The sequence below is a fragment of the Microlunatus sp. Gsoil 973 genome (genome assembly GCF_009707365.1).
Taxonomy (GTDB): domain Bacteria; phylum Actinomycetota; class Actinomycetes; order Propionibacteriales; family Propionibacteriaceae; genus Microlunatus.
The window spans coordinates 367,683-391,778 of the sequence record NZ_CP046122.1 but is presented as its reverse complement, the minus strand read 5'-3'; the positions used below and the strand labels follow the sequence as shown (position 1 = coordinate 391,778).

Sequence of the window (24,096 nt, the reverse complement as noted above, 5' to 3'; positions counted from 1 at the left end):
CAGAGCCGGACCAGGCCTGCATGATCTGGTGCCGGCGGCGTCTCGGCCAGGACCGGCAGCCCGTGCCCGGTAACCGATTCGATGATTCCCGGTGTGACCGCCCAGGGAACCGAACAGACCACGAAATCCGGCCGGAACCGATCGATCAACGTCTCGACGTCACCGACCGTCGGGATCGACCAGGCCGCTTCGACGACCGCGCCCTTCTCCGGACTGCGGGTGGCGAGTCCGACCAATCGCACGCGGTCGGACAGCGCGGTGGCGATGCGGAGGAAGAAGTCCGAACGCCATCCCGTGCCCACGACCCCGACCGTGACCGGTGCACGGCCCCCGGCCGGTCGGCTCACAGACCCGTCTCGGTCCAGACACCGTCCACCCGGCGACGCAGCCCCGGCGGCGGATTGTCGTCGCGCAGGAAGGCGGGCAGCCGCTGCTGGGGGAAGTCCTGGTAGGCGACCGGTCGCAGGAACCGCTGGATCGCGGCGGTGCCGACCGAGGTCGTCGCCGATGCGGTGGACGCCGGGTACGGACCGCCGTGCTGTTGGCCGTAGCTGACCGTGACACCGGTCGGCCAACCGTTCCAAAGAAGCCGGCCGGCCTTGCGGTTGAGCACCCGGACCAACCCGTCGACATCGTCGTCATCATCGGCCTGCAGCGTCGCGGTCAGTTGGCCGTCCAGCGCCTCGGCAAGATCGACCAGCGCACCGTCCCTGCTGTACTCGATGATCAACGTCGCCGGGCCGAACATCTCCTGCTGCAGGATCTCCGGTTCGGCCAGCACATTCTCCGCCGTTGTGCTCAGCACGGTCAGCTCGTCGGTGCCGGCACCACCGGCCAGGGTGCTGATGCCGTGGCGTTCCCTCATCTCCTGCAGTGCAGTGAGGAAGCCGTCCTCGAGTCGTTGGGTGAGCATCTGTCCCAGACGTCGGCCGACATCGGCGCCGGCCAGCAGTGCCGGCAGGTCGGCCCCGGCCGGCACGATCAACAGTCCCGGTTTGGTGCAGAACTGGCCGACTCCCATTGCAGCCGATCCGAGGTAACCGCTGATGATCTCGGCAGGCCGTTGCCGCCAGGCCACCGGGGCGACGAACACGGGGTTGGTGCTGCCGAGTTCGCCGTAGAACGGGATCGGCTCCGGTCGGTCGGCGATCATGTTGAACAGCGCCCGTCCGCCGCGCGTCGAACCGGTGAAGCCGACAGCCTGCACCAGTGGGTGCTGGACCAGTTCCGCGCCGGCGTCGACGCCGGTGACCAGACTGAACAGGCCCGCTGGCGCACCGGCCCCGTCCAGAGCCGAGATGACGATCTCGGCGGTACGGACCGCGAGCCGGGGGTGCGCCTCGTGGGCCTTGTGCACCACGCTGCAGCCGGCTGCCAGGGCAGCCGCCGAGTCGCCGCCGATGACGGAGAAGGCGAAGGGGAAATTCGACGCGCCGAAGACGCCAACGACGCCGAATGGCACATTCATCCGGCGGATGTCGGGGCGCGGACCCATCCCCCAGTCGGGGTCGGCATGGTCGATGACCAACTGCAGCGGTTCGCCGGAGGCCGCTTCGTCGGCCAGCAGCCGCAGCTGGAAGCTGGTGCGTTTCAGTTCGCCGGCCAGCCGGGTCCCGCCGAGATGGGATTCCTGGTCGGCGAGGTCGATCAGTTCCAGCGAGTTCGCGTCCAGACCGTCCGCGATCGCGTACAGCCAGCTCTTGCGCTCGTTCGGCGGGACGTCACGCGCTGCCAGATACGCCTGATGTGCGGCCTCCGCGCGATGGTTGAGTTCGCCTACCGTCGTGTCGGGCACGGTTGCCTGGCTCATCGGAGTTCCGCTCCTCTGCGTGGTCGGTCATGGCTGGTTCATCTTGCTGCGGCTTCGATTCTGTCCCGTGTGCCGTACCCGCGACGATTCGGGGGTATCGCTCAGCCGAGAAGGCGGCGGCCGGCGAGATTGGCGATGAGCGCCCGGATTCCGAAGGTCCAGTCCGGTGCGTCCTCGGCGGTGGACACGCGATTGATCAGCATTCCGAGTCGATCGGTGCCGATCGAGACGACATCACCGTGATGGTGGGTGAATCCCATGCCCGCGGTATCCCGGTCCTGGGTCGGTGCGAACAGCGTCCCGGTGAAGAGTACGAAGCCGTCGGGGTACTGGTGATGATCACCGATCGCATGATCGACGAGTTCCTCCAGGGGTCGGCTCATCTCGCTCATCGAGCTCTGCTCGGACAGCGTGTAGTCGTCGTCCGCGCCGGTGACCTTCAGATCGACGACCAGGGTGCGGACGTCCTCGACGGTGAACCGCTCATCGAAGAGCCGGATGAACGGGCCGATGGCGCAGGAGGCGTTGTTGTCCTTGGCCTCAGTCAGCAGCAGTGCGCTGCGCCCCTCGAAATCACGCAGGTTGACATCATTGCCCAGCGTGGCGCCGACCAGGCCACCGGCACTGGTCACGGCCAGCACGACCTCGGGTTCGGGATTGTTCCAGGTCGACCTGGCCAGCACCCCGATCGAGGCGCCCGCACCAACCGAGCTCAACACCGGAGCCTTGGTGAAGATCTCCGGATCCGGGCCGATGCCGACCTCGAGATACTGTGACCACAGCCCCTCGGAGATCAAGATCGACTTCACCCGTTCGGCCTCCGGGGATCCCGGTCGAAGGCCCGCGATGGTGCCGCCGATCGCGTCGTTGATCTGCGTCCGGATCGCTTCGGCGCGGGTGTAGTCGCCCTTGGCCCGTTCCTCGATCACTCGTTCGATCATGCTCTTGGCGAAGGTGACGCCTGCCGCCTTGATCACCTGCAGGTCGATCGGGCTCAACAGCCGTACCGCGCCGGAATCGGACGCCTCATCGACGGTGGCGGCAAGGACGTCCGACAACGGCCAGCTCTTCCGCGGCTCCGAGGAACGGACAAGATCAACTCGATCGGGCAGGTCGAGCAGCTCGCTGGTCGTCGGCGCGAGGTGGCTGAGGTCGACGAGCTGGTCGCCTCGGACAGCGACGACTGCCGGACCGTTCTCGGCAGGGTCGTGGACGCGACCGACGAGCGTTGCGTCGGCGCTGTCGGTCGGCAGCAGGTCGGCCGGATCACACAACCGGCTCATGGTGATCAACTCCTCGGTCTCCGTCGTGAGCACACCGGATGGGTGGTTCGAGCGTACGGTCCCGCGCTCCAGCGGCGTTTCGCGGGTCGCGTTGGGTGTCGGGATGATCATTCTCCGGCCGGGATCGCAACCGTGGTCTCCGATCAGGTCGACCGGCCCGTCCACCTGCAGGCGAACGTCGCCGTCGACATACGGCCGCGGCGCACCGAACCGGTCCACGGCGCGGAATTCGATCCGGGTCGCGTCCACGCCGTCGGCCAGCACGGTGTCGTCGTCGGCGCGCATCAGCAGCCGGTCGCCGGCCGGATCTGCGGCGAAGCTACGGGAAAGCACGAGCTCGCCGTCCAGATAGCCGTCGATCGGCAGGTCCGGTCGGGACGATCCGTCGACCGTACGGAACCGGTGGACAACGGAACAACAGTCTCGTTGAGACCCATGCCCAGTGATCACATTCTCGTCAGCCGGTAATCTGATCATGCATCATTCAGCACGCCGGGTCCAACGACGATCGCGGAAGGACATGATGACACCGGAACAGAGACGGACGGTTCGCCGAATGGTGACCCACAACGACCTGCACGGGGTACACGTCGCACTGGCGACTCCGGTCGGCGTCGAAGGTGATCTTGACAGGTCGGCGATGGAACGGCTGCTGTCGCGGGTCACCGAGGGCGGGGTCGACGCGATCTGCCCGACCGGTTCGACCGGTGAGGGCCCGCGGCTGACCCGGGCACAACGATCCGACGTGACCCGGCTGATCCGCGAGATCGTCGGACCGGACCGACTCCTGGTTCCGGGCGCTTCGGCCATGACCGTCGACGATGCGGTCGCCGAGATCGGCGACCTCGCCGACGCCGGAGCGGACGCTGTGCTGCTGGCACCGCCGTCCTACTATCCGATTCCCGCCCACGGCGTCGTCGCCTGGTTCACAGCGGTGAGTTCGGCTGCCGCGCTGCCGATCATCCTCTACAACATCCCGTCGATGACCAAGATCATGTTGCCGCCGGCAGCGGTCGGCGAGCTGGCCGGCCTGCCCGGCATCGTCGGCATCAAGGACAGCAGCCGGGACTTCGAGTACCTGGAATCCGTGCTCTATGCCACAGCGGGAGCCGACCTCGCCGTGCTGACCGGCAGTGACTCCATGTTGCTCGCATCGTTGACCCTGGGTGCCGTCGGCACGATCGCAGCGAGCGCCAACCTCGTTCCAGGTCTCGGCCGGGAGATCTACGATGCGACCGCGTCGGGTGATCTTGCTCGAGCCCGCCGGGTGCAGCAGCAGCTCTATCAGGTGGTGATGGCCTGCCGGGTCGGTCCCCCACCGTCGGGCTGGAAGGCGGCGCTCGCCTGGGCGGGCGTCTGCGCGGCCGACATGGTTCCGCCGGCCGTCGGCCTCGACGTGGGACAACACGAGACGCTCGCGGCAAGACTGGCCGAACTCGGCGTACCGCGGTGACTGTGTCCCGCAGGATGTCGGAGATCGACGGGAGGGTCACTGCCGCACCCGGTGCTGAGTGACCACCCCGATCCCCGCGCCCTCTCTGATCACAGCGACCGAGCCGGTCCAACAGGTGCACAGCGTGGTCATGCCGTCGGATCGCAGCAGTCGCACCGTCTTGGCGGCTGGATGCCCGTAGTCGTTGTGCACCCCGGCGCTGGCGATCGCGACCCGGGCATGCGTCGCCGCGATGAACTCCGCGTCCTGGCGTGACGAACCGTGGTGGGGCACCTTGAGCACGTCGGCATCCAGATCCATGCCGGACGCGACGATCCGTCGCTGTTCCTCCGGCTCGACGTCACCGGTCAGCAGCAGACGCTCGCCGTCGATCGTGATCATGGTCGCGATACTCAGGTTGTTCTCCATCGACGACCGGCCGTCCTCGATGACCAGCGGGTTCGGCCGCCGATCGATCGGCCCGACCACACGAAGTGCCGCCGGCCCGACCTGCGCCTCGGTGCCGACCGTCGGCACGGCGATCGGGATCTGCAGACGCGCGGCGGCCCTGCTGACGTCTTCGGCACCGCCGGGCGGTGAGGCGTACGGCGACACCCAGATCCGGTTCACCCGCCGGCCGGCCAGCACTCCGGACAGGCCGCCGACGTGATCGGCATGGAAATGGGTGAAGATCAACAGCGGCACCGTGCGCACATCCAGCTGGTCCAGGCAGGTGCGCATCGGCTTGGGCTCCGGACCCGAGTCGATCACGATCGCCTGGCCGGGCCCGGTGTTGACCGCCATGCCGTCTCCCTGACCGACATCACAGACGATCAGCAGCCAGTCCTTCGGCGGCCACCCCGGCTGCACCGGTGCGCGGATGATGCCGATGATCATCAGCAGCGACAGCCCGCCGGCCAGCCATGGCCGTCGAAGCACCTGCGGCATCGCCGAAGCCAGCGTCAGACAGATCGTCGACAAGAGCCCGAGCGATACAACGCCGGCCGGCCAGATCCAGATCGCCCCGGGAAGTGCTGCTCCGATGTGTGCGATCCACAACACCGGCTGGGCCGACCAACACGCCAGCCGACCGACGAGCCCGGCCAGGAACGGGCTGATCTGGGACAACCCTGCGGCGCTGAAGCCGAGGATCGTCGCCGGTCCGACGAACGGTCCGGCCAGGGCATTGGTGACGATGCCGACCATGCTCACCTGACCGGACATGGCGGTTGCCACGGGCAGGGTGGCCAGGTGGGCCGACAGCGGAACCGCGATCGACTCGGCGATCACCCGGGGCAGCCAGGTCTGCAGTGCCGCGGCCCAACGCCTTGCCCACCAGACGATTCCACCGCTGGCCAGGACGGACAGCGCGAAACCCGGCGAACGGCCCAGCCACGGATCACCGACCAGCAGCATGATCATCGCTACGAACAGGCCGCGCATCCCGGTCGACCGTCCGGACATCCCCAGAGCCGCAAGTGACACCAGCCCCATCGCGGCGGCCCTGAGCACCGACGGCTCCGCCCGGCAGAGCGCCACGAACATGATCACGCCGGCCAGTCCGACCAGCCGCAGCCACCACCCGCGGACACCGATCCATCGGGACAGCACCACCAGGAATGCCAGCATCAGAGCGAGGTTGGCGCCGGAGACCGCGGTCAGGTGGGTCAGCCCGGTGCTGAGGAAGTCCTCGGTGATCGCGTCGGTGATCGCTGAGGTGTCGCCCAGCACGAGCGACGGCACCAGCGCCCTCGCCTCCGGTGAACCGCGCGCCACTGCGCCGCGGAGACCGGATCGAACCCTCTCCACCGCCCGGTCCGCCGGTCCCGGTCGGCCGGTGACTACCGGCGCCGCCCGGACACGAGCGATCGCCGCGATGTCGGATCCCGGGTCGGGCGGCTGCAGCCGGAGGCCGGTCCGCACCCGGTTCCCTGCGATGAAGCGTCGCCACGCGGGCAGCTGATCGGCGCTTGCGGTGACCAGCACCGGTGCCCGCTCCCGCCAGGTCTGCCCGCGTCCGCTGATCCACACGACGTCCGCGCGCACGGTCAGGAAGGCAGGGCGGATCCCCTGGGCCGGCCTGATCCTCGGGTCACCGGTCAGCCGTACCTCCGCCCTGACGACGGCTCCGCTGCCGGCCAGCCTGCCGACCGACGAACGCTGTAACGCCTCCAGGTGCGCCCAGCCGATGATCAGCGTGCCGGCCAGCATCGCAGCCGTTGCAGCCGCCCACCAGGACCGGCGGACGATTGCCGGCGTGATCAACAACAACAGCCCGGCGGCACCGACCAGCAGCAACCAGAAGCGTCCGCCGGTGCCGAGCCAGGCACCGAGCCATCCCGCCGCCGCAACCGGCGCCAGCCGAAGATCAACAGCGGCCGGCTCGCCGGTCCCCCGTTCGGTGAGCGCGCCGGTCATCAGACGGTCACCATCGGCGCGAGATCGGCGTAGGTCTTGGGTCCGATCCCGTCCACCTCCTGCAGCTCCTCGATGGACACGAACCGGCCGTGGTTGGTGCGCCAGTCGATGATCTTCTGCGCGGTCACCGGACCGACTCCGGGGAGTTGATCGAGTTGATCAGCTGTCGCGGTGTTCAGGTTGATCACCGGGCCCGCCGCCGAGGATCCGGCGGTCCCCGGCCGGGCCGACGGCCCCGCGGTGCCACCCGTGCCGTTCGGTGGCACCGCCACCGGGTCGCGTACTTCGCTGTGCCCGGTGTGACGGGCGATGAAGACCTGCTGTCCATCGGCCAATGGCTGGGCGAGATTGAGGTCGCCCAGCGCCGCCGACTTCCTGAGGCCGCCGGCCCGGTCAACCGCATCCTGCACCCGGGCACCCGCTAGCAGGTTCACCACTCCGGGGTCTCGGACGGCGCCGAGCACGTGCACCTCGATCATCGGTTCCGCCGATGTGCTCTCGGCCGCCGGACTCGGGTCGCCGGACGGCACGCCGGTGCTCCGCGGCCTCGGGGTGGTCCCCGACGGGTGGCTCGTCGGCACACCGGATGCTGCCGCCCGGCCGTCGGTCGACCCTGGCGGCAGCGGCACCGGCCGGGCGCGCAACACCGACCAACCGGCGAGACAGAAGCCGAGCACGAGGATCGCCAACACCACCGCCAACTGCGGACGGCCGAACACCGGGCCGCCGCCGTACCGTTCACGGAGCCGTGCTACCCACCCGGTTACCGGACGCTCCCGGTCGTCCGCGGCGAGCCGCACCTCCGGCCGGATCGGTGAGGCCTCCTGAAGCCAGTCGGCGACCTCGTCCTGGATCGAGCGGCTGAACTCCTCCGGCTCGGCGGCACCAACTCCGGCGTCTACTCCGGCGGCAACTCCGGAACTGGCGTGTCGCGGCCAGGAATCCAGCAGTCGAGCAAGCCGCTGATCGATCTCCCCGCCCGTCTCGTCTGATCGGCTCGTCCCCGGCACACCCGAACACTAAGAACAGGGAGACGCTGTGATTCACCCAAGGACCGAGACTGTGGACAACGCTTCGAGACCCCGCCGGAGCTGGGGATAACCACCGGCAACCTCCGTCCGTCCGGCCCGGAACTCTCCGATCGCCGGTGCGCGGACTCGTCAGACGGTAGCGTTGACACGCGCTGTCGGCGACGCCACGGCGTGCCGCTCACCGTCGACCGACCGGTGCCAGAGAAGATCGGGTTCGAGATGACAGCGACCAAGCCGGCAGAGGCGATTCCGTTCCGACATGCCGCGTCACGCGACATCGTGCCGCCCGCCCGGACGTGGCGGACTTCGCGCGGCACGCTGGTCCTGGTGTCCTGCCTGATGTTGGTCGTCGGTCTGGCGATCCCCGCGGCGGCAGTCATCGGCCTGGCAACAGGCGTCACCGCATTCGGCGGCCGACAGCTACCAGTGCTGGCGATCATCTCCTCGCTGGCCGTCGTCGTGCTCTTCTTCGGCTGGCGTCTCGGCATCCATCCGCGGCTGACCCTGTCCGGCGACGAGATCAGGATCGTCAACCCGTTCCGCCGCCACCGCTTCGACCTGGCCGACATCACGATCATCAGACCGGGCCGCGACGGACTGCTGGTCGGTACCGCTGACCGGCAGGCGGAGGCCTGGTGCGTACAGCTGCCCCTGGCGGCCGTCCGCTCCGGCCGGCCGACCAGGGCCGGTCGGATCTGCGAGGAGCTGCAGAACGCCTGGGAGAGCTACCGCCTGCCCGAACCGCAGACCGAGGGAGCAGACGATCCGATACGCCTCCGGTTCGCGCGGGCCGGTGAGGAGCAGTTGTTGACCGAACTGGAACGTTCCGCAAGCCTGGCCACGCTGGGCCACATCTTCCCGCCCGCGGACCATCCCTACCCGACCGACGAGGTCCGTCGGCGATGGAGCGAGGTCCTCAACGACCGTGCCAGGCTGACCCTGATCGCCGAGGTGGCCGGCGAACCGGCCGGGTACGCCTGCTATGGCCAACAGGTCGTCCACCATCTCGGGGTGGCCGCCGCCTTCCAGCGCAGGGGTGTCGGTACCACCCTGCTGAGGGCCGCGGAGGACGATCTGTTCGCCGATCTGGAGACCGGGGAGATCGGGCTGTGGGTGCTCAAGGACAACGACACGGCGCGGGCGTTCTACATCGCAGCAGGGTGGACCGAATCGGGTGAGTCACACACGGCGGAGTTCCCGCCCTATCCGCCCGAGATCAAGATGCTCCGCCGCAATCCACACGTCGCCCGGCGAGGCCGATGACGACCGATGATCACGCGCCGCGGATCTGGACGGCTCCGGAACCCCGACGCTTCCAGGCATTGTGGTTCGGCCTCGGCCTGCTCACCCTGTTCCCGGCACTGACCGCGGCATTCCTCTACCTGGTCCCGCCGACCGATGACGCCAGCGCGCTGACCGCCTCCTTCATCCCGTACGGCCTGATCGCCGCGCTGATCTCGTTGCTCTGTTTCGGAATCGCCCTCCTCCGCGCCAGGCGGCGGGCGCCGACCGCCGTGCTGACCATGATCAGCGCATGGTTGCTGATCATGCAGGTCATCTGGATCGGGCCACAGTTCGTGGCCAGCCCTCGACCGGTGACGGGTCGACCGTTCACGGTGATCAGCCTGAACATGAAATGGGGAGCAGCCGACGTCGACCAGATCCGTTCACAGGCGGAGAATGCCGACATCGTCGTACTGGTCGAAGTCACACCGACCGCCTTCGACGCCGTCCGCTCCCGGCTCGGTGCACGCTTCCCCTACTCGGTTCCGAACCGGATCCTCACCGGCAACCAGTCCCTGATCCTGTCCCGTTATCCGCTGACCGGTGGTCGGCCGTTGCCGTCGACCAACCAACAGTGGAGCGCCTCGACGACCCTTCCCGGTACCGGCAAGCTCAACGTGATCGCCGCTCACCCGTGCAATCCCTTGTGTGGCGGGAGCCGGTGGCGCGTGGAACATGCCGAACTGCTGCAGCGGGCCGAGGCGCTCGACACCGGGCCCGAGGTGATCGCCGGTGATTTCAATGCCACCGATGATCATGGACCGATGCGTGCCATGGCCCGACACGGCTTCATCTCGGCAACCGACATCACCGGCGCCGGATGGATGCCGACCTACCCGGCAGACCATCGGGTCATGCCGCCCTTGATCGAGATCGATCACGTGCTGGTCAACCGGCGACTCACGGCGCTGTCGATCAAGACCTTCCGGGTGGCCGGCACCGACCATCTCGGTTTGGTCGCGCAACTCGCCGGAAGCCGGGAATGATTCGCCGCCACCCGCGTTGGAACGGGTTGTGAAGAGCATCGGATTCCTGTCCTTCGGGCATTGGACGCCGTCGCCGTACTCGCAGACGCGAACCGCGGCGGACGCACTGTTGCAGTCGGTGGAACTGGCGGTCGCGGCCGAGGAACTCGGTGCGGACGGCGCCTACTTCCGGGTCCATCACTTCGCGCGGCAACTTGCCTCGCCCTTCCCGTTGCTGTCGGCGATCGCGGCCCGCACGTCGAGGATCGAGATCGGCACCGGCGTGATCGACATGCGGTATGAGAATCCGCTGTACCTGGCCGAGACCGCCGGCGCTGCCGACCTGATCTCCGGTGGGCGGTTGCAGCTGGGCATCAGCCGCGGGTCGCCCGAACAGGTCGTCGACGGTTGGCGCTACTTCGGCTATCAGCCGACCGAGGGTGGTACCGACCAGGAGATGGCCCGCCGGCACACCGAGGTGTTCCTGGAGGTGCTCAAGGGCGAGGGCTTCGCCGAACCCAATCCGCGCCCGATGTTCGCCAATCCTCCCGGCCTACTGCGGATCGAGCCGTACAGCGAAGGACTCCGGAACCGGATCTGGTGGGGTGCCGGATCGGACAGCACAGCGCGCTGGGCGGCCGGGCTGGGGATGAACCTGCAGAGCTCGACGCTGAAGAACGACGAGACCGGAGAACCGCTGCACGTCCAGCAACGTAAGCAGATCGAGGCGTATCGGACAGCCTGGCAGGAGGCTGGTCACCAAGGTGAGCCGAGAGTGTCGGTGAGCCGCTCGATCATTCCGCTGGTGACCGAGGCGGATCGCCGCTACTTCGGCGCCGAGCGCAATGATCAGGATCAGACGGGTTGGATCGACGACAAGACCCGGGCGGTCTTCGGCCGGTCGTTCACCGCCGAGCCTGATGTTCTTGTCGAGCAGCTGGCCGGGGACGAAGCCATCGCCGCTGCCGACACCCTGCTGCTGACCGTGCCCAACCAGCTCGGCGTCGATTACAACGCCCACCTGCTCTCCGCCATCCTGACCGAGGTTGCGCCGGCGCTCGGCTGGCGCTGACCTGAAAGGAGCCAGCTCATGTCGACCATTGCCATCATCGGAGGTACCGGCTACACCGGAGGCAACCTGGCCCGTGAGGCGGCCGGCCGCGGGCACACCGTCGTCTCCTGGAGCCGGCATCGGCCGAACGCGCCGGTCGAAGGTGTCAGGTACGAGACTGGGGACGCCGCGAACGCGGCACGGATCATCGACGGCGCCGACCTGGTGATCGCCGCCCTGTCACCCCGCGGTGACCTCGAGGGACGGGTGTTTGGGCTCTACCGGGACTACGCCGGTGCAGCAGTCGCCGACGGAGCCGGATTCGTGGTGATCGGCGGATTCTCCTCGTTGCGGCCGGCACCCGACCAGCCGCGATTCGCCGAGGGCGACGTGCCCGAGCAGTTCCGAGCCGAAGCACTGGAGATGGAGGCCGTCCGGGATTGGCTCAACACCGAGGCGCCGGCCCAGCTGGACTGGCTGTTCATCAGCCCGGCCGGCGGTTACGGCAGTTTCGCTCCGGGCGAGTCGACCGGCAGGTACCGGATCGGTGGTGAGGTCGCCTTGTTCACCGAGGACGGCGGATCGGAGATCTCAGGCACCGACTTCGCGCTGGCGATCATGGACGTGGTCGACGGCGGCGAGCACCATCGCGAGCACCTCTCGGTCGCGTACTGATCCCCGCCGGGCACCTGACGTTTCTAGTGGAAGCCGCGGAACTTCGGGCTGTCCTCGCCACAGGGGCCGCCCCACGCTGTGGTGTCGCGGGTCACCGGGCGCCCGTCGAAGTCGTACATGTGCGGTAGATACCAGCCGCCGATGTGCGTCGCTGCCGACGGTAGGTAGTGGCTGATGAACGATCGTCGCCAGCTGTCGTCTGTGGTGTTCGGACCGGAACCGTGGATCACCGAACCGGTGAAGAACAACACGTCGCCGGGAGCAAGATCGAGTCCGATCGGTTCGGTCGGAGGAGCGACATAGTCGTCGGTGAAACTCTGCGTCGGATCGGCCGATTCCGGGCACTCAAGTTCCGCCCGATGGGTGCCCGGAGTGACCATCAGCCCGCCGTTCTCCGGCCAGGAACGATCCACCGCGAGCCACGCCGCGATGCAGGTGTAGGGCTGCACCAACAGGTAGTAGTTGTCCTGATGGAACGCCTGCCCGCGGGCGCCCGGCGGTTTGAAGTAGTACATCGTCTGGCAGGCCAGCACCTCATCGCCCATCAGCTGGACGAGGATCCGGTGCACCCGCGGATCGAGCAGCAGAGCCTTGCTCTCGGCGTCGAAGTCGTGCGGATGCATCACCCGCGGAAATCGTCCCAGGACGTCATCGCTGTCTGCCTGCGGCGCCCAGTGGCCCGGGATCGGCTCGCCGCGTGCGGCGATCCTGTCGAATCGCGCCCGGACGGCCGACACCTCGGTCATGCTGAAGAGGTTGCGTTGGACGTGGTAGCCGTCGCGATCCCAGGCCCGCAGGGCAGCTGCGTCAAGCCCGGGGTGTGTTGTAGACCGGCTCGTTGTGCTGGACACACCAGTACTCCTGGTCGTCGACGTCGACTTTCGGCGTCGACGATCCTATCCCGCACCGCAGGGCATCATGATCACGCGGGCTCCGGTGTCGGGCTGGTCCGCCGTCGGATGTCGGGCGGGGCGAACAGCAGCCAGTGCTCGACGCCGAAGATGTGGGTGGTCACCGCCGCGCTGACCACCTCGGGCACGCGTGCCCGCAGGGCTCGGACGATGGCGCGGTGTTCATCGGTCGTGCGGGAGAGCGCGTTCTCCTCCGTACTGCCGCGCCACAGCCTGGCGCGTTGAATCGGTCCGGCCAGGCTGTCCAACAGCGAGATCAACACCGGGTTCTGCGAGCCGGCGACGATCATGCGGTGGAACTCCAGGTCCGAAGCGACCAGGTCCTCGACACAGGGCCGGGGGTCGAGTTGATCAAGGTGCTGGTCCAACGCGTCGATCTCCGCGTCGGTCAGGCGCAGACTGGCGATGGCGCTGGCAGCCGGCTCGAGAATGCGTCGTACCTGCAGGTAGTGCAGCACCTCGTCGTCTCGATGGAAATCGACGACGAAGCCGATCCGGCCGATCAGCGACTCCGAATCCAGACTCGCGACATAGGTCCCGTCGCCCTGCCGGACGTCGAGCACACCGACCAGCGAGAGCCCCTTGACCGCCTCGCGCAGCGAGTTGCGGGACAGCCCGAGCCTCTCGGCCAGATCGGCCTCCCGGGGCAGTCGCTGCCCGGGGACCAGCTCGCCGCTCACGATCATCTGCTTGAGTTCGGAGATCGCGGAGTCGGTCAGCGTCGTCGACGACAAGGCCATTCGCAGCAACTCCGATCGAGGAAACCCCTAAACATAGGACCTCTGTGGACTACCATCATCCCAGCGCAGACGTCACCTGTCCAGCCGTCCGGCCTTGGTCTGAGAACCGACCGACTGCCTCGAATCGCCATCGGACAAGGGACTATCCGGCTTCTCACCTACGTGCTACCGAAACATTACGGTCCGGACACGGCCCGGATCGTTGTAGAAAGTTGCCCGACCTCACTTGCGGAACCGGCGGATTCATCGGATCATCTCTGGTGACGATTGTCGTCGGACGATCCACTCGATGAGGAGAGAGAACCATGACCGGAGGACCATCTCGGATCTCCCGCCGATCACTGCTTGGGGCCGGTGTCGCAGGCATTGGTGCGGTTGGCGGGCTCGGTTTGCTGAGCGGCTGCAGCTCCGACGCCAAGACCCCGGGGAGCAGCGGGAACAAGCCGACGGGCGCTCCGGTGAAGTTGGGGCCCGAGATCGAGAACGGTCCGATGTACAAGGACGGTTACATCGGTCCGCACGCGACCGTGAAGAAGCCGTTCGCCGACGGCAAGACGACATTCAAGATCGTTGTTCCGCAGGACACCCAGGTGGTCGGTGACTGGAACAAGAACAAGACCACCGAGTGGTTCGAGAAGCAGACCGGGGTCAAGGTGCAGTTCCAGGAGGTGCTGATCACCAATCCGAACGGCGGCTCGGATCTGACGAAGATCAACGCGATGTTGTCAGGCGGTGACCTGCCCGACGCCTTCATGGGCATCCCGTTCACGCCCGCGCAGATCTCTCTGTACGGCCAGCAGGGCACCTTCATCGCTCTCGACGACTACATCTCCCACTACTCTCCGCGCACCCAGCAGACGATGAAGGACTATCCGGACCTTCGCAGTCTGAAGGCCAGCACCGACGGCAAGATGTACCAGATGCCGGGCGTGAACGACTGCTACCACTGCCGCAGCAGCCAGGGCCGCGCGTGGATCAACAAGAAGTACCTCCAGTCGATCGGCATGGACGTGCCGGGAAGCACCGACGAGCTGCGCCAGGTGTTGCTGGAGTTCAAGAACAAGAACCCCTCGGGGAAGAACGGCTTCGTACCGTTCGCCTCCGGCGTGAACAACCCGCTGGACAACTTCATGATGCAGCCGTTCCTCTACTCCCCACCGGGTGACCAGAACGGTGGCTGGATGCGGCTGAACAGCGGCAAGGTCGAGTTCACGCCGTCGAAGGACGAATGGCGTGAGGCGCTGCGCTATCTGCGGCAGCTGAACAAGGACGGCACGCTCACCTCGCAGAACTTCTCCATGTCCGACACCGAGCTGCAGACCGCGGGCAACAAGGGTCAGGTCGGCTTCGCCCGGGTGTACTGGTGGGGCTCCTTCTTCAACCCGGTCACGCTGGACAAGAACGCCCCGTGGCGCGACTACGTCGCCGTTCCGCCGCTGAAGGGACCGAGCGGCAATCAGACCGCGCAGTGGGACTACTACGGTTTCAGCACCAACGGCCTGCAGATCACCAGCGCCTGCAAGGATCCGGGGACATTGGTCCAGTGGTCGGACTACCAGATGGACCTGGAATCGATCATGTGGATGTACGACGGCATCGCCGAGAAGAACTGGTTCTGGGGTGACGACGGCGCCGACGGCATCGACGGCGAGCAGGCGTTGTGGCGGGACATCCAGTGGCCGGCACCGGCCGGCCAGTCGTGGAACCAGTACGCGACGATGTACCGGTCGCTCGACTACCGCGGCGGCCAGCAGGTAGATCCCAAGGCCCCGACGTACGAGGCCGGACTGTATTCCGCGGGTAAGGACTACGAGAAGTACGCCGAGCCCAAGGAGATGCAGCTTCCGCCGGTGATCATTCCTGACGACTCGGCATCGCAGGTCGCCGACACCGCGACCTCGATCTCGCAGGCGGTGAAACAGGGCATGTCGAACTTCGCGCTGGGGAAGAAGGACATCGAGAGCGACGCCGACTGGAAGGCCTACGTCGATTCCTTTGCTGCGATGAATCTGCAGACTTATCTCGACGTCTACCAGAAGGCGTACGACACTAGGCCCAAGTGACGTGCGGATCCGTGACACGCGCGGGGACCGCGCATACTTCGTCCTCAATTACAGCGTCCTGACGGTCTTCACCCTGATGGTGCTGTACCCGATGATCTACGTGATCAGCGCGTCCTTCTCCAGCGCCAAGGCGATCGCCGACAACAGCGTCTACCTGTGGCCGGTCGGAGCGACGATCGACGCGTACAAGACGATCATGGACTCGCCGAACCTGCTCATCGGGTTCGCCAACTCCGCGGTCTACACGATCGGCGGGGCGCTGCTCGGCACCGCGTTGACCGTGCTGGCCGGCTACGCGGCGTCCCGGGACGATCTGCCCTTCCGTCGGATCATCATGTTCTTCTTCCTGATCCCGACCCTGGTGTCGGCCGGCATCGTCCCGACCTACATCGTGGTCCGCCAGCTCGGCCTGCTCGACACCCGCTGGGCGGTCATCCTGCCCGGCGCGATGAGCGTCTTCAACGTGATCATCACCCGCACCTTCTACCAGATGAACGTGCCGCAGGAGATGCTCGAGGCGGCCAAGGTCGACGGTGCCGACGACTTCCGCTTCTTCTTCCGGATCGCCATCCCGTTGAGCAAGCCGATCATCGCGGTCAACCTGTTGTTCTACGGCATCACCCAGTGGAACGGCTGGTTCAACGCGTTCCTCTACACCAGCGACCCCGGCCTGATGCCGCTGCAGCTGGTGCTGCGCGAACTGCTCTCCCAGAGCGCGGTCAACCCGGGCATGATCGGTGGCGGTGACGTCGCAGAACTCCTGAAGCGCCGCGAACTGTTCGACAAGCTCAAGTACGCGATGATCGTTGTGGCGATGATCCCGCCACTGATCGCCTACCCGTTCGTGCAGAAGCACTTCGTCAAGGGCGCACTGATCGGCTCAATCAAATGACGGGCACCGATATGACGACGACAACGGTGAAGATCGAGAAGCCGGAGGTGCCCGGCGCCCCGGACGGCAATCAGCGGGCCAGCCGCCGACTTGGCCTGCGGATGCGCCGGTCCTGGCAGCTCTACGTGCTGCTGCTGCCACCCCTGGTCTTCTCGATCATCTTCCTCTACTGGCCGATGTACGGGCTGGTCCTGGCCTTCAAGAACTACAACATCACCCTCGGTATCACCGGGAGTCCCTGGGCGGGTACGAAGTACATCACCCAGTTCTTCCACTCCTACCTGTTCTGGCCGGTCATCAAGAACACCCTGGTTCTCAACATCTACGCTCTGCTCGCCCTCTTCCCGCTGCCGATCATCCTCGCGCTGCTGCTCAACTCGTTGCGCAACCAGCGGTTCAAGAAGACCGTCCAGCTGATCACGTACGCCCCGTACTTCATCTCGACCGTGGTGCTGGTCGGCATGATCCTGATGTTGTTCTCACCCACCACCGGTGTGGTGAACCGGCCGATCGCAGCGATCTTCGGCGGTCCGGTGGACTTCCTGTCGGCGAGTGCCTTCCGGCACACCTACGTCTGGTCCGGGGCCTGGCAGACGCTCGGCTATTCCGCGATCATCTTCCTGGCCGCGCTGGCCGGCGTCGACCCGGAGTTGCACGAGGCCGCCCGGGTGGACGGTGCGAACATCCTCCGCCGCATCTGGCACATCGATCTGCCGGGCATCCTCCCGGTGACCATCACCCTGCTGATCCTGAACATGGGGCAGCTGCTCAACAGCGGTTTCGAGAAGGTGCTGCTGCTGCAGAACCCCAACAACCTGTCGGTGTCGCAGGTGCTGGACACCTATTCGTTCCAGATCGCCTTCCAGTCCCAGATCCCGCAGTACTCCTATGCAACCGCCATCGGCCTGTTCAAGTCAGTGATCTCGTTGATCCTGATCCTGCTGGCCAACTGGCTGGCCCGCCGGGTCGCCAAGCAGAGCCTCTTCTAGCCGGCGAGGGGTCAGATAATCCCTCATATGCGCGGCGTGTCGTGCCTCCCATCCAGAGACCAAGTTCCGGATGGGAGGCCCGACACGCCGCGCGGATGAGGGATTTAGTGACCCCTCGGCGGGCTGCGACCGCGACACACCGCGAATATGAGGAATTATGTGACCCCTCGGCGGATCAGGCGGGGACGATGCTGACCAGCTTGGGGGCGCGGACGATGATCTTGGCGATCGAACGGCCGTCCAGGCTGCGCTGCACGTTCTCGTCGGCCAGGACCAGTTCCCGCAGCTCGTCCTCGGAGATCTCCGGTGAGACCTCCAGGCGGGCCCGGACCTTCCCCTTGATCTGCACGACGCAGGTCACCTGCTCGGTGACCAGCAGCGCCGGATCCACCTCGGGCCAGCCGGCATCGGCGACCGAGGGCTGATGGCCAAGCTGTTCCCACATCTCCTCGGTGACGTACGGCGCGAACAGGCTGAGTGTCCTGGTGATCATCTCGGCTGCCTCGCGCACCGCGGGATCACTGCCGCCGATCTCGCCGTCGATCGCCTTGCGAGTCGCGTTGACCATCTCCATGATGCGGGCGATGGCGACGTTGAACCGCTGCCCCTCGATGCAGTCAGTGATGTCGGCGGCCAGCTTGTGGATGGTCGACCGCAGCGACCGGTCGCCGGTCGTGACGTCGACGCCCAGATCACTGGTGACGTCGGTGGTCAGTCGGTACGCCCGCTGCAGGAAGCGCAGCGATCCGCCGGGTGACACATCGGCCCAGTCGACGTCCTCCTCCGGCGGGCTGGCGAAGACGACGGTCAGCCGGACGGCGTCCACTCCGAACTCGTCGATCTGTGCGCCCAGGTCGACGCCGTTGCCCAGCGACTTGCTCATCGACCTGCCCTGGTTGATCACCTGGCCCTGGTTCAGCAGCCGCTTCATCGGCTCGGTGAATCCGATCACGCCCATGTCGTACAGCACCTTGGTGAAGAAACGCATGTACAGCAGGTGCAGGATCGCGTGCTCGACACCGCCGACGTACTGCGCCACCGGCATCCATCGGGCGACCGCCTCGGGATCGAAGGGACGCTGGTCGTCCTCGGGCGAGCAGTAGCGGAAGAAGTACCAGGACGAGTCGACGAAGGTGTCCATCGTGTCGGTGTCCCGCTTGCCCGGGCCACCGCACTGTGGACACTCGACGTTGACCCAGTCGGTCGCCGCGGCCAGCGGCGAAGTGCCCTTGGGGTTGAGATCCGTGCCCGTCAGATACGGCAGTTCCACCGGCAGTTGATCTTCGGGCACGGGCACCTCCCCACACTGTTCGCAGTGGATGATCGGGATCGGTGCGCCCCAGAACCGCTGCCGGCTCAGCAGCCAGTCGCGCAGCCGGAAGGTGATCGCCCCGCGTCCGACGCCCTGGGCCTCCAACTCCTCGATGGTCTTCCCGATCCCGGCGACCTTGTCGGAGATCCCTTCCAGGACAGGGGAATTGACGTACCGGCCATCGCCGGTGGTCGCCACCCCCGACTCGGCTGGATCCGGTTCGCCGGTGTCGACGACCATCCTGACCCGCAGACCGAACTTGCGGGCGAAGTCCAGGTCGCGCTGATCATGTGCCGGAACCGACATCACCGCACCGGTGCCGTACTCCGCCAGCACGTAATCGGCCGCGTACACCGGGACCTGCTCACCGTTGATCGGGTTGGTGGCGTACACGCCCAGGAAGACACCGGTCTTCTCCCGGTCGGCGGACTGCCGCTCGATCTCGGTCTCCTGTTTGGTCCTCTCCAGGTACGCCTCGAACTCGGCACGATGATCATCGGTGACGATCTGCGGTGCCAGCCTGCCGTCCGGAGCGATCACCATGAAGGTGGCGCCGTACAGGGTGTCGGGTCGGGTGGTGAAGACGGTGATCGGTTCGGAACGGCCCTCGACGCCGAAGTCGACGTAGGCGCCCGCGGACCGGCCGATCCAATTGCGCTGCATGGTCAGCACACGCTCCGGCCAGCCGCCCTCCAGCTGCTCCATGTCGTCCAGCAGCCGATCGGCATACTCGGTGACCTTGAAGAACCATTGGGTCAGCTCCCGCTTGGTCACCTGGGTGCCGCAGCGTTCGCACAGTCCGTTGACGACCTGCTCGTTGGCCAGCACGGTCTGGTCCTTGGGACACCAGTTGACCCAGCTGGCCTTGCGATAGGCCAGGCCACGCTCCCGGAACTTCAGGAACAGCCACTGGGTCCACTTGTAGTACGAGGGATCGGACGTGTGCAGGCGCCGCGACCAGTCCAGGCTCAGCCCGTAGCGCTTGAACGAGGTCGCCTGGGTCTCAATGTTGGCGTAGGTCCACTTGGCCGGATTCTCGTTGCGCTGGATGGCGGCGTTCTCCGCCGGCAGCCCGAAGGAGTCCCAGCCGATGGGATGCAGCACGTCGTAGCCGCGCAGTCGCTGGTACCGAGCGACCACATCGCCCATCGCGAACGCCTCCGCGTGACCCATGTGCAGATCGCCGGAGGGGTAGGGGAACATGTCGAGCACATAGCGGCGCTCCTTGGAGCCGTCGTCGGCCGCCTTGAAGGTCTGGTGCTCCTCCCAGTACGCCTGCCACCGCTCCTGGGCGGCCACCGCGTCATAGCGCGCGGGCTCGTCCCGCCGCTCTGCGTGCGCGGGTCCGCGCTCTTGCACCTCGGTCACTGCTCCCTCTCCTTTGCACCGCCCACTCGTTGGGGCATCCGCGTCGTTCAGATGATCCAGGACATAAGCCAGGACATAAGAAGGCCCCCGGCGCCGAAGGCACGAGGGGCAGCCGCACAGACCGGGTCTGCGCGGCTAGCTAAGGAGCTCCTGGCGATGCATAGCGTCATTCTACCCCAGTGCGTCCATCCGGGGATGAAGCCGGCGGGACCCGGTCACCCAGGTGACTGCGAGGACGACAATTCGTCGTGCGACGAAGTGTTGGCGCGCCAGCATGGAAGCCATGCCGACCAGGGAACAGACCACGGATCTCAACACCGGCCCCGGCACGGATGACTCGTCCGACGGCGCTCGGGTCACCGGAGTGCGCCGGACGGTGACGTTGATCGCCTTGTCACTCACCTTCGGGCTGGTGCAGTTCGACGCGACCGTCGTCAATGTCGCGTTGAATGCGGTCCGGTCGGATCTGGGTGGCGGGATCGAAGCTGCGCAATGGCTGGTCGACGGCTACGCCGTGCCGTTCGCCGCGTGCATGCTCGCTGCCGGAGCCTTCGGTGATCGGCTCGGGCACCGGGCCGCCACGGTGACAGGCTTCGCCGTATTCGGGGTGTCGTCGCTGTTCGCCGCCCTGGCGACCGGCTGGGCGGTCCTGATACCGGCCCGGGTCTTCCAGGGTGTCGGGGCTGCGATCATGCTGCCGGCGTCCCTGGCACTGATCGGACGGCTCTACCCGGTACGACGCGAGCGCGCCCGGGCCCTCGGCATCTGGGGAGGGATCGCGACGGCGGGTTTCGCCGCCGGGCCGGTGATCGGTGGCCTGTTGATCTCCGCGGTCGGCTGGCCGGCGATCTTCTGGCTCAATCTTCCGGTGGCGGCCGTCGTCGCCACGGTGATCTCGGTGTTGGCACCCAGGGGCGGCCGTTCGGAGGGACGGCCCGACCTGGTCGGCACGACGCTCGCCGTCGTCGCACTCGGTGCCCTGACCGCGGGGATCATCGAGTCGGTGGACCGTCCACCGTTGGGCATCTCCTTGATCGGCTGCACGGTCGTCGCCGGTGCGTTGTTCGTGATCACGCAGCGGCGCAGCGACCATCCGTTGGTGGATCGTTCGTTGCTGGGCAGACCGGAGTTCGGTTGGGCGCTGGTGACCGGACTGGTCTTCAACTTCGGCATCTACGGCAGCCTGCTGTGCGTCTCGCTCGCGCTGCAGTCGGCGTACGGCTTCTCTGCGCTGCGGGCGGGTCTTGGAGTACTCCCGTCCGCGCTGGTGGTTGCCGTGGGCGCCACCTCGAGTGGCTTTCTGGTGGCCCGACTGGGAGCGCGGAAGCCGATGGTCTCCGGCTTCTGTTTCGCGATCGTCGGGATGGTGATCATCGCTGTCGGCGCAGCAACCGGACGGGCTACGGTGATCATCCTCGGCCTCGCCGTCTGCGGTCTGCTGTCATTGGCGATGCCGGCAATGACCTCGGTCGCCCTGAACGCTGCCCCGTCGACCAGCGCCGGACTGGCCAGTGGCAGTCTGAACACCACACGGCAACTCGGTGGTGCCATCGGCGTTGCCGTTCTTGGCGCGATGCTCAATGGGGGCGGGTATCGCACAGGTTTCGTCACGGCGGTGCTGTTCGCTGCGGCGATCAGTGCTTTCGGTGTGGTGAGCTCGATGAGGGCCACCCGACATCGCCTGGAGGACGGGAGTTGATCATGACCGGGGATGCGGACCTGTCCGCGGTTGCCGAGCTGATCGCCGACCGCGCCCGCAGCAAGATCCTGCTGGCGCTGGCATCCGGCCGGGAGCTCTCGGCCGGTGTGCTCGCCGAGGAGGCCGGAATCAGCCGGTCCACGGCCAGCGCCCATCTGCGCAAACTGACCGAGGGGCGGCTGATCGCGGCTCGGACAGACGGTCGGAACCGGCACTTCCGGATCGCCGGACCCGAGGTCGCCGGCGTGCTGGAACGGCTGATGGAACTCGCTCCCCCGGAACCCATCACCTCACTGCGTGGCAGCACCCGCGCCGCGCAGCTACGCCGGGCGCGTACCTGTTACGACCATCTGGCCGGCAGGCTGGGTGTCGGCATCATGCAGGGCATGTTGCAGCGCGGCTATCTGATCGGTGGCAACGGCGTCTTCGACCCCGACGACGCGGTCGACGACCACCCGGCGGCGCACGGTCATGACCTCGACTACCGGGTGACCGATGACGGTGAGGCGTTCCTGAGGACCGTGGGCGTACAGATCCCCGACAGCCGCCGACCGCTGGTCCGCTACTGCATCGACTGGACCGAGACCAGGCACCACCTGGCCGGTCGACTCGGCCGCGGCATCCGGGACCGCTTCCTGGAGGCGGGCTGGGTACAACGCGGCGCCACTCATCGGGCGTTGAAGGTGACGGCCGCCGGAGAGACCGTCCTGGAACGGGACTTCGGACTGGTGTTGCAGTCGTGATCACCCTGACCGCCGCTACCGACTTCGAGAACGAGCGACCGCGACTGCTGCGGATCGCCTACCGGATGCTCGGCTCGCTCACCGACGCCGAGGACGTCGTCGGCGACGTCGCCGTGGAATGGTTGCAGACCGACCAGCCGGACAATCCGGCCGGCTGGCTCACCACTGTCACCGTACGCCGCTCGCTTGATCAGCTCCGCCGCCGCAGGCGGGAGCGGCGGGCCTACGTCGGCCCGTGGCTGCCCGAGCCGCGGGTGACCGCGATCACCGATCTGCCGGCCGACGCCGGGGAACGGGAGGCCGAGTTGTCGCTCGGCTTCCTGCGGCTGGCTGAGAGCCTGACGCCAATACAGCGAGCCGTGATCATCCTGCGCTCGCTCGACTACGGGCATGCCGAGATCGCCGACCTGTTGGAGATATCCCAGGAGGCTTCTCGGCAGCATGATCATCGGGCGCGTGCGAAGTTGGGTGCCAACGCAGCTGAGCTTGATCGTCCGGACGATGATCGAGCGACGCTCGTCGACCCGGATGTCGGCCCGCCTGCCCGCCCGGCTGATGAGCAGACCGATGAGCAGACCGATGCGGTGGCTCGGCGGCTGCTCGCGCGGTTCCCTGGCGGCCGCCCGCCGCGGTGATCTTGATCGGCTGCTCGCCGTGCTGCATGAGGACGTGGTCGCCTACTCCGACGGCGGCGGTCTGGCCAAGGCGGCGCGTCAGCCGGTCGTCGGACCGGTGAAGGTCGCGCGGTTGATCATCGGAATCGCCCGGCGCAACCCGGACACCCGCCCGGAAGCGGTGTTGATCAACGGACGGATCGGGCTGAGCATGGTTCTGGCCGGGCGCCAGAACCTGCTCACGCTCGAAGTCCGGGAGGGCCGGATCTACCGCTTCTTCGACATCGCCAACCCGGAGAAGATCACAACTGAGCGGGTTTCGGCCCCGACTGGGTGCTGACCATCAGCCGATTCCAGACGTTGATCGTTGCGATCGCGAACAACAGATCGGCCAGTTCCCGCTCGGTGAACACCTTGGCGGCCGCGTGCCACACCTCATCGGGTACCCCTCCGGGCAACAGGGTCGCCTGCTCCGCCAACTCCAGAGCGGCACGTTCCCGCTCGGTGAACCAGTCCGCCTCCCGCCAGGCGGCGACGGAGTTGATCTTGCGGAACGGCATTCCGGCCTTCAGCATGTCGCTGCCGTGCATGTCGACGCAGAACGCGCACCCGTTCAGCTGCGAGGAACGCAGCTTGATCAGCTCGTAGATGTCGTGTTCGACGTTCTCCCGTGAATAGCGCTCCAGGGCGGAGGCCGCGCGGTAACCCTCGGGAGCAACCTCGACGATCGCCATCCGTGCCATAGTTCTTCCTTTCGTCTCCTTCTGCAGGTTCGTCGCGCCGTCGCGACGCTTCTCCCGGGTCGTCGACGCCTGT

20 protein-coding genes and 1 pseudogene are annotated in these 24,096 nt (G+C 66.9%); 12 read left to right on the top strand and 9 right to left on the bottom strand.

What is annotated here, in order from left to right; translation table 11 throughout:
- Window positions 1-8 precede the first annotated feature (8 nt).
- From GJV80_RS24850 to GJV80_RS01765, 3 genes and pseudogenes are all read right to left on the bottom strand, one after another.
- Window positions 9-302, bottom strand: a pseudogene (locus tag GJV80_RS24850) (Gfo/Idh/MocA family oxidoreductase); the annotation flags it as partial.
- 41 nt (window positions 303-343) lie between these two features.
- Complete coding sequence (locus GJV80_RS01770; RefSeq protein ID WP_154686443.1) at window positions 344-1,810, bottom strand: aldehyde dehydrogenase (NADP(+)); 1,467 nt, start codon at window positions 1,808-1,810, stop codon at window positions 344-346.
- Window positions 1,811-1,911: 101 nt separating this feature from the next.
- A complete protein-coding gene (locus GJV80_RS01765; RefSeq protein WP_230208027.1) occupies window positions 1,912-3,570 on the bottom strand; it encodes a fumarylacetoacetate hydrolase family protein in 1,659 nt (552 codons plus the stop codon).
- A 79-nt stretch (window positions 3,571-3,649) separates the two neighbouring features.
- On the opposite strand from GJV80_RS01765, the gene GJV80_RS01760 reads away from it, so the two are divergent.
- A complete protein-coding gene (locus GJV80_RS01760) occupies window positions 3,650-4,546 on the top strand; it encodes a dihydrodipicolinate synthase family protein (protein ID WP_195909116.1) in 897 nt (298 codons plus the stop codon).
- Window positions 4,547-4,582: 36 nt separating this feature from the next.
- Here GJV80_RS01760 and GJV80_RS01755 read toward each other — a convergent pair whose 3' ends face one another.
- Together GJV80_RS01755 and GJV80_RS01750 are read right to left on the bottom strand one after the other, a co-directional pair.
- Window positions 4,583-6,943 (bottom strand): ComEC/Rec2 family competence protein, encoded by a 2,361-nt coding sequence (locus tag GJV80_RS01755; RefSeq protein WP_154686441.1) that lies wholly within the window; start codon window positions 6,941-6,943, stop codon window positions 4,583-4,585.
- Window positions 6,943-7,953: a ComEA family DNA-binding protein gene (locus GJV80_RS01750; RefSeq protein WP_154686440.1), complete on the bottom strand. Its 1,011-nt coding sequence runs from the start codon at window positions 7,951-7,953 to the stop codon at window positions 6,943-6,945. Before GJV80_RS01750 ends, GJV80_RS01755 begins: the two co-directional genes overlap by 1 nt.
- Before the next feature lie 240 nt (window positions 7,954-8,193).
- Between GJV80_RS01750 and GJV80_RS01745 the strand changes: the two genes are divergently transcribed.
- The 4 genes from GJV80_RS01745 to GJV80_RS01730 are packed head-to-tail and all read left to right on the top strand — an operon-like array spanning window position 8,194 to window position 11,949.
- Window positions 8,194-9,237, top strand: a complete 1,044-nt coding sequence (locus GJV80_RS01745; RefSeq protein WP_154686439.1) for a GNAT family N-acetyltransferase — start codon at window positions 8,194-8,196, stop codon at window positions 9,235-9,237.
- Window positions 9,234-10,244, top strand: a complete 1,011-nt coding sequence (locus GJV80_RS01740) for an endonuclease/exonuclease/phosphatase family protein (protein ID WP_154686438.1) — start codon at window positions 9,234-9,236, stop codon at window positions 10,242-10,244. Before GJV80_RS01745 ends, GJV80_RS01740 begins: the two co-directional genes overlap by 4 nt.
- A gap of 28 nt (window positions 10,245-10,272) precedes the next feature.
- Window positions 10,273-11,295, top strand: a complete 1,023-nt coding sequence (locus GJV80_RS01735) for an LLM class flavin-dependent oxidoreductase (RefSeq protein WP_154686437.1) — start codon at window positions 10,273-10,275, stop codon at window positions 11,293-11,295.
- 18 nt (window positions 11,296-11,313) lie between these two features.
- Window positions 11,314-11,949 carry an NAD(P)-dependent oxidoreductase gene (locus GJV80_RS01730; RefSeq protein WP_154686436.1) on the top strand — a complete coding sequence of 212 codons (636 nt, stop codon included), beginning with the start codon at window positions 11,314-11,316 and terminating at the stop codon, window positions 11,947-11,949.
- 23 nt (window positions 11,950-11,972) lie between these two features.
- Here GJV80_RS01730 and GJV80_RS01725 read toward each other — a convergent pair whose 3' ends face one another.
- Together GJV80_RS01725 and GJV80_RS01720 are read right to left on the bottom strand one after the other, a co-directional pair.
- Window positions 11,973-12,800 (bottom strand): phytanoyl-CoA dioxygenase family protein, encoded by an 828-nt coding sequence (locus GJV80_RS01725; RefSeq protein ID WP_230208026.1) that lies wholly within the window; start codon window positions 12,798-12,800, stop codon window positions 11,973-11,975.
- A gap of 71 nt (window positions 12,801-12,871) precedes the next feature.
- Complete coding sequence (locus GJV80_RS01720) at window positions 12,872-13,600, bottom strand: FadR/GntR family transcriptional regulator (protein WP_154686435.1); 729 nt, start codon at window positions 13,598-13,600, stop codon at window positions 12,872-12,874.
- A gap of 305 nt (window positions 13,601-13,905) precedes the next feature.
- Here GJV80_RS01720 and GJV80_RS01715 point away from each other — a divergent pair, with 305 nt between their 5' ends.
- The 3 genes from GJV80_RS01715 to GJV80_RS01705 are packed head-to-tail and all read left to right on the top strand — an operon-like array spanning window position 13,906 to window position 17,544.
- The gene (locus GJV80_RS01715) at window positions 13,906-15,663 is read left to right on the top strand and encodes an extracellular solute-binding protein (RefSeq protein WP_154686434.1); all 1,758 of its coding nucleotides are present in this window, start codon (window positions 13,906-13,908) and stop codon (window positions 15,661-15,663) included.
- Window position 15,664: 1 nt separating this feature from the next.
- A complete protein-coding gene (locus GJV80_RS01710; protein WP_230208025.1) occupies window positions 15,665-16,555 on the top strand; it encodes a carbohydrate ABC transporter permease in 891 nt (296 codons plus the stop codon).
- On the top strand, window positions 16,552-17,544 hold the full coding sequence (locus tag GJV80_RS01705; RefSeq protein WP_230208024.1) for a sugar ABC transporter permease: 993 nt from the start codon (window positions 16,552-16,554) through the stop codon (window positions 17,542-17,544). The genes GJV80_RS01710 and GJV80_RS01705 overlap by 4 nt, the downstream gene beginning before the upstream one ends.
- A 175-nt stretch (window positions 17,545-17,719) precedes the next feature.
- Here the strand turns inward: GJV80_RS01705 and leuS are convergent, their stop codons facing one another.
- Complete coding sequence (gene leuS, locus GJV80_RS01700) at window positions 17,720-20,215, bottom strand: leucine--tRNA ligase (RefSeq protein WP_154689946.1); 2,496 nt, start codon at window positions 20,213-20,215, stop codon at window positions 17,720-17,722.
- A gap of 292 nt (window positions 20,216-20,507) precedes the next feature.
- On the opposite strand from leuS, the gene GJV80_RS01695 reads away from it, so the two are divergent.
- The 4 genes from GJV80_RS01695 to GJV80_RS01680 are packed head-to-tail and all read left to right on the top strand — an operon-like array spanning window position 20,508 to window position 23,620.
- Window positions 20,508-21,923, top strand: a complete 1,416-nt coding sequence (locus GJV80_RS01695) for an MFS transporter (protein ID WP_195909115.1) — start codon at window positions 20,508-20,510, stop codon at window positions 21,921-21,923.
- Between the two features lie 2 nt (window positions 21,924-21,925).
- A complete protein-coding gene (locus GJV80_RS01690; RefSeq protein WP_154686432.1) occupies window positions 21,926-22,666 on the top strand; it encodes a helix-turn-helix transcriptional regulator in 741 nt (246 codons plus the stop codon).
- Window positions 22,663-23,301, top strand: coding sequence for a sigma-70 family RNA polymerase sigma factor (locus GJV80_RS01685; protein WP_154686431.1), 639 nt, complete (start codon window positions 22,663-22,665; stop codon window positions 23,299-23,301). The genes GJV80_RS01690 and GJV80_RS01685 overlap by 4 nt, the downstream gene beginning before the upstream one ends.
- Complete coding sequence (locus GJV80_RS01680) at window positions 23,234-23,620, top strand: hypothetical protein (protein WP_154686430.1); 387 nt, start codon at window positions 23,234-23,236, stop codon at window positions 23,618-23,620. Before GJV80_RS01685 ends, GJV80_RS01680 begins: the two co-directional genes overlap by 68 nt.
- Here GJV80_RS01680 and GJV80_RS01675 read toward each other — a convergent pair.
- On the bottom strand, window positions 23,583-24,023 hold the full coding sequence (locus GJV80_RS01675; RefSeq protein ID WP_154686429.1) for a carboxymuconolactone decarboxylase family protein: 441 nt from the start codon (window positions 24,021-24,023) through the stop codon (window positions 23,583-23,585). The genes GJV80_RS01680 and GJV80_RS01675 overlap by 38 nt on opposite strands.
- Window positions 24,024-24,096 lie beyond the last annotated feature (73 nt).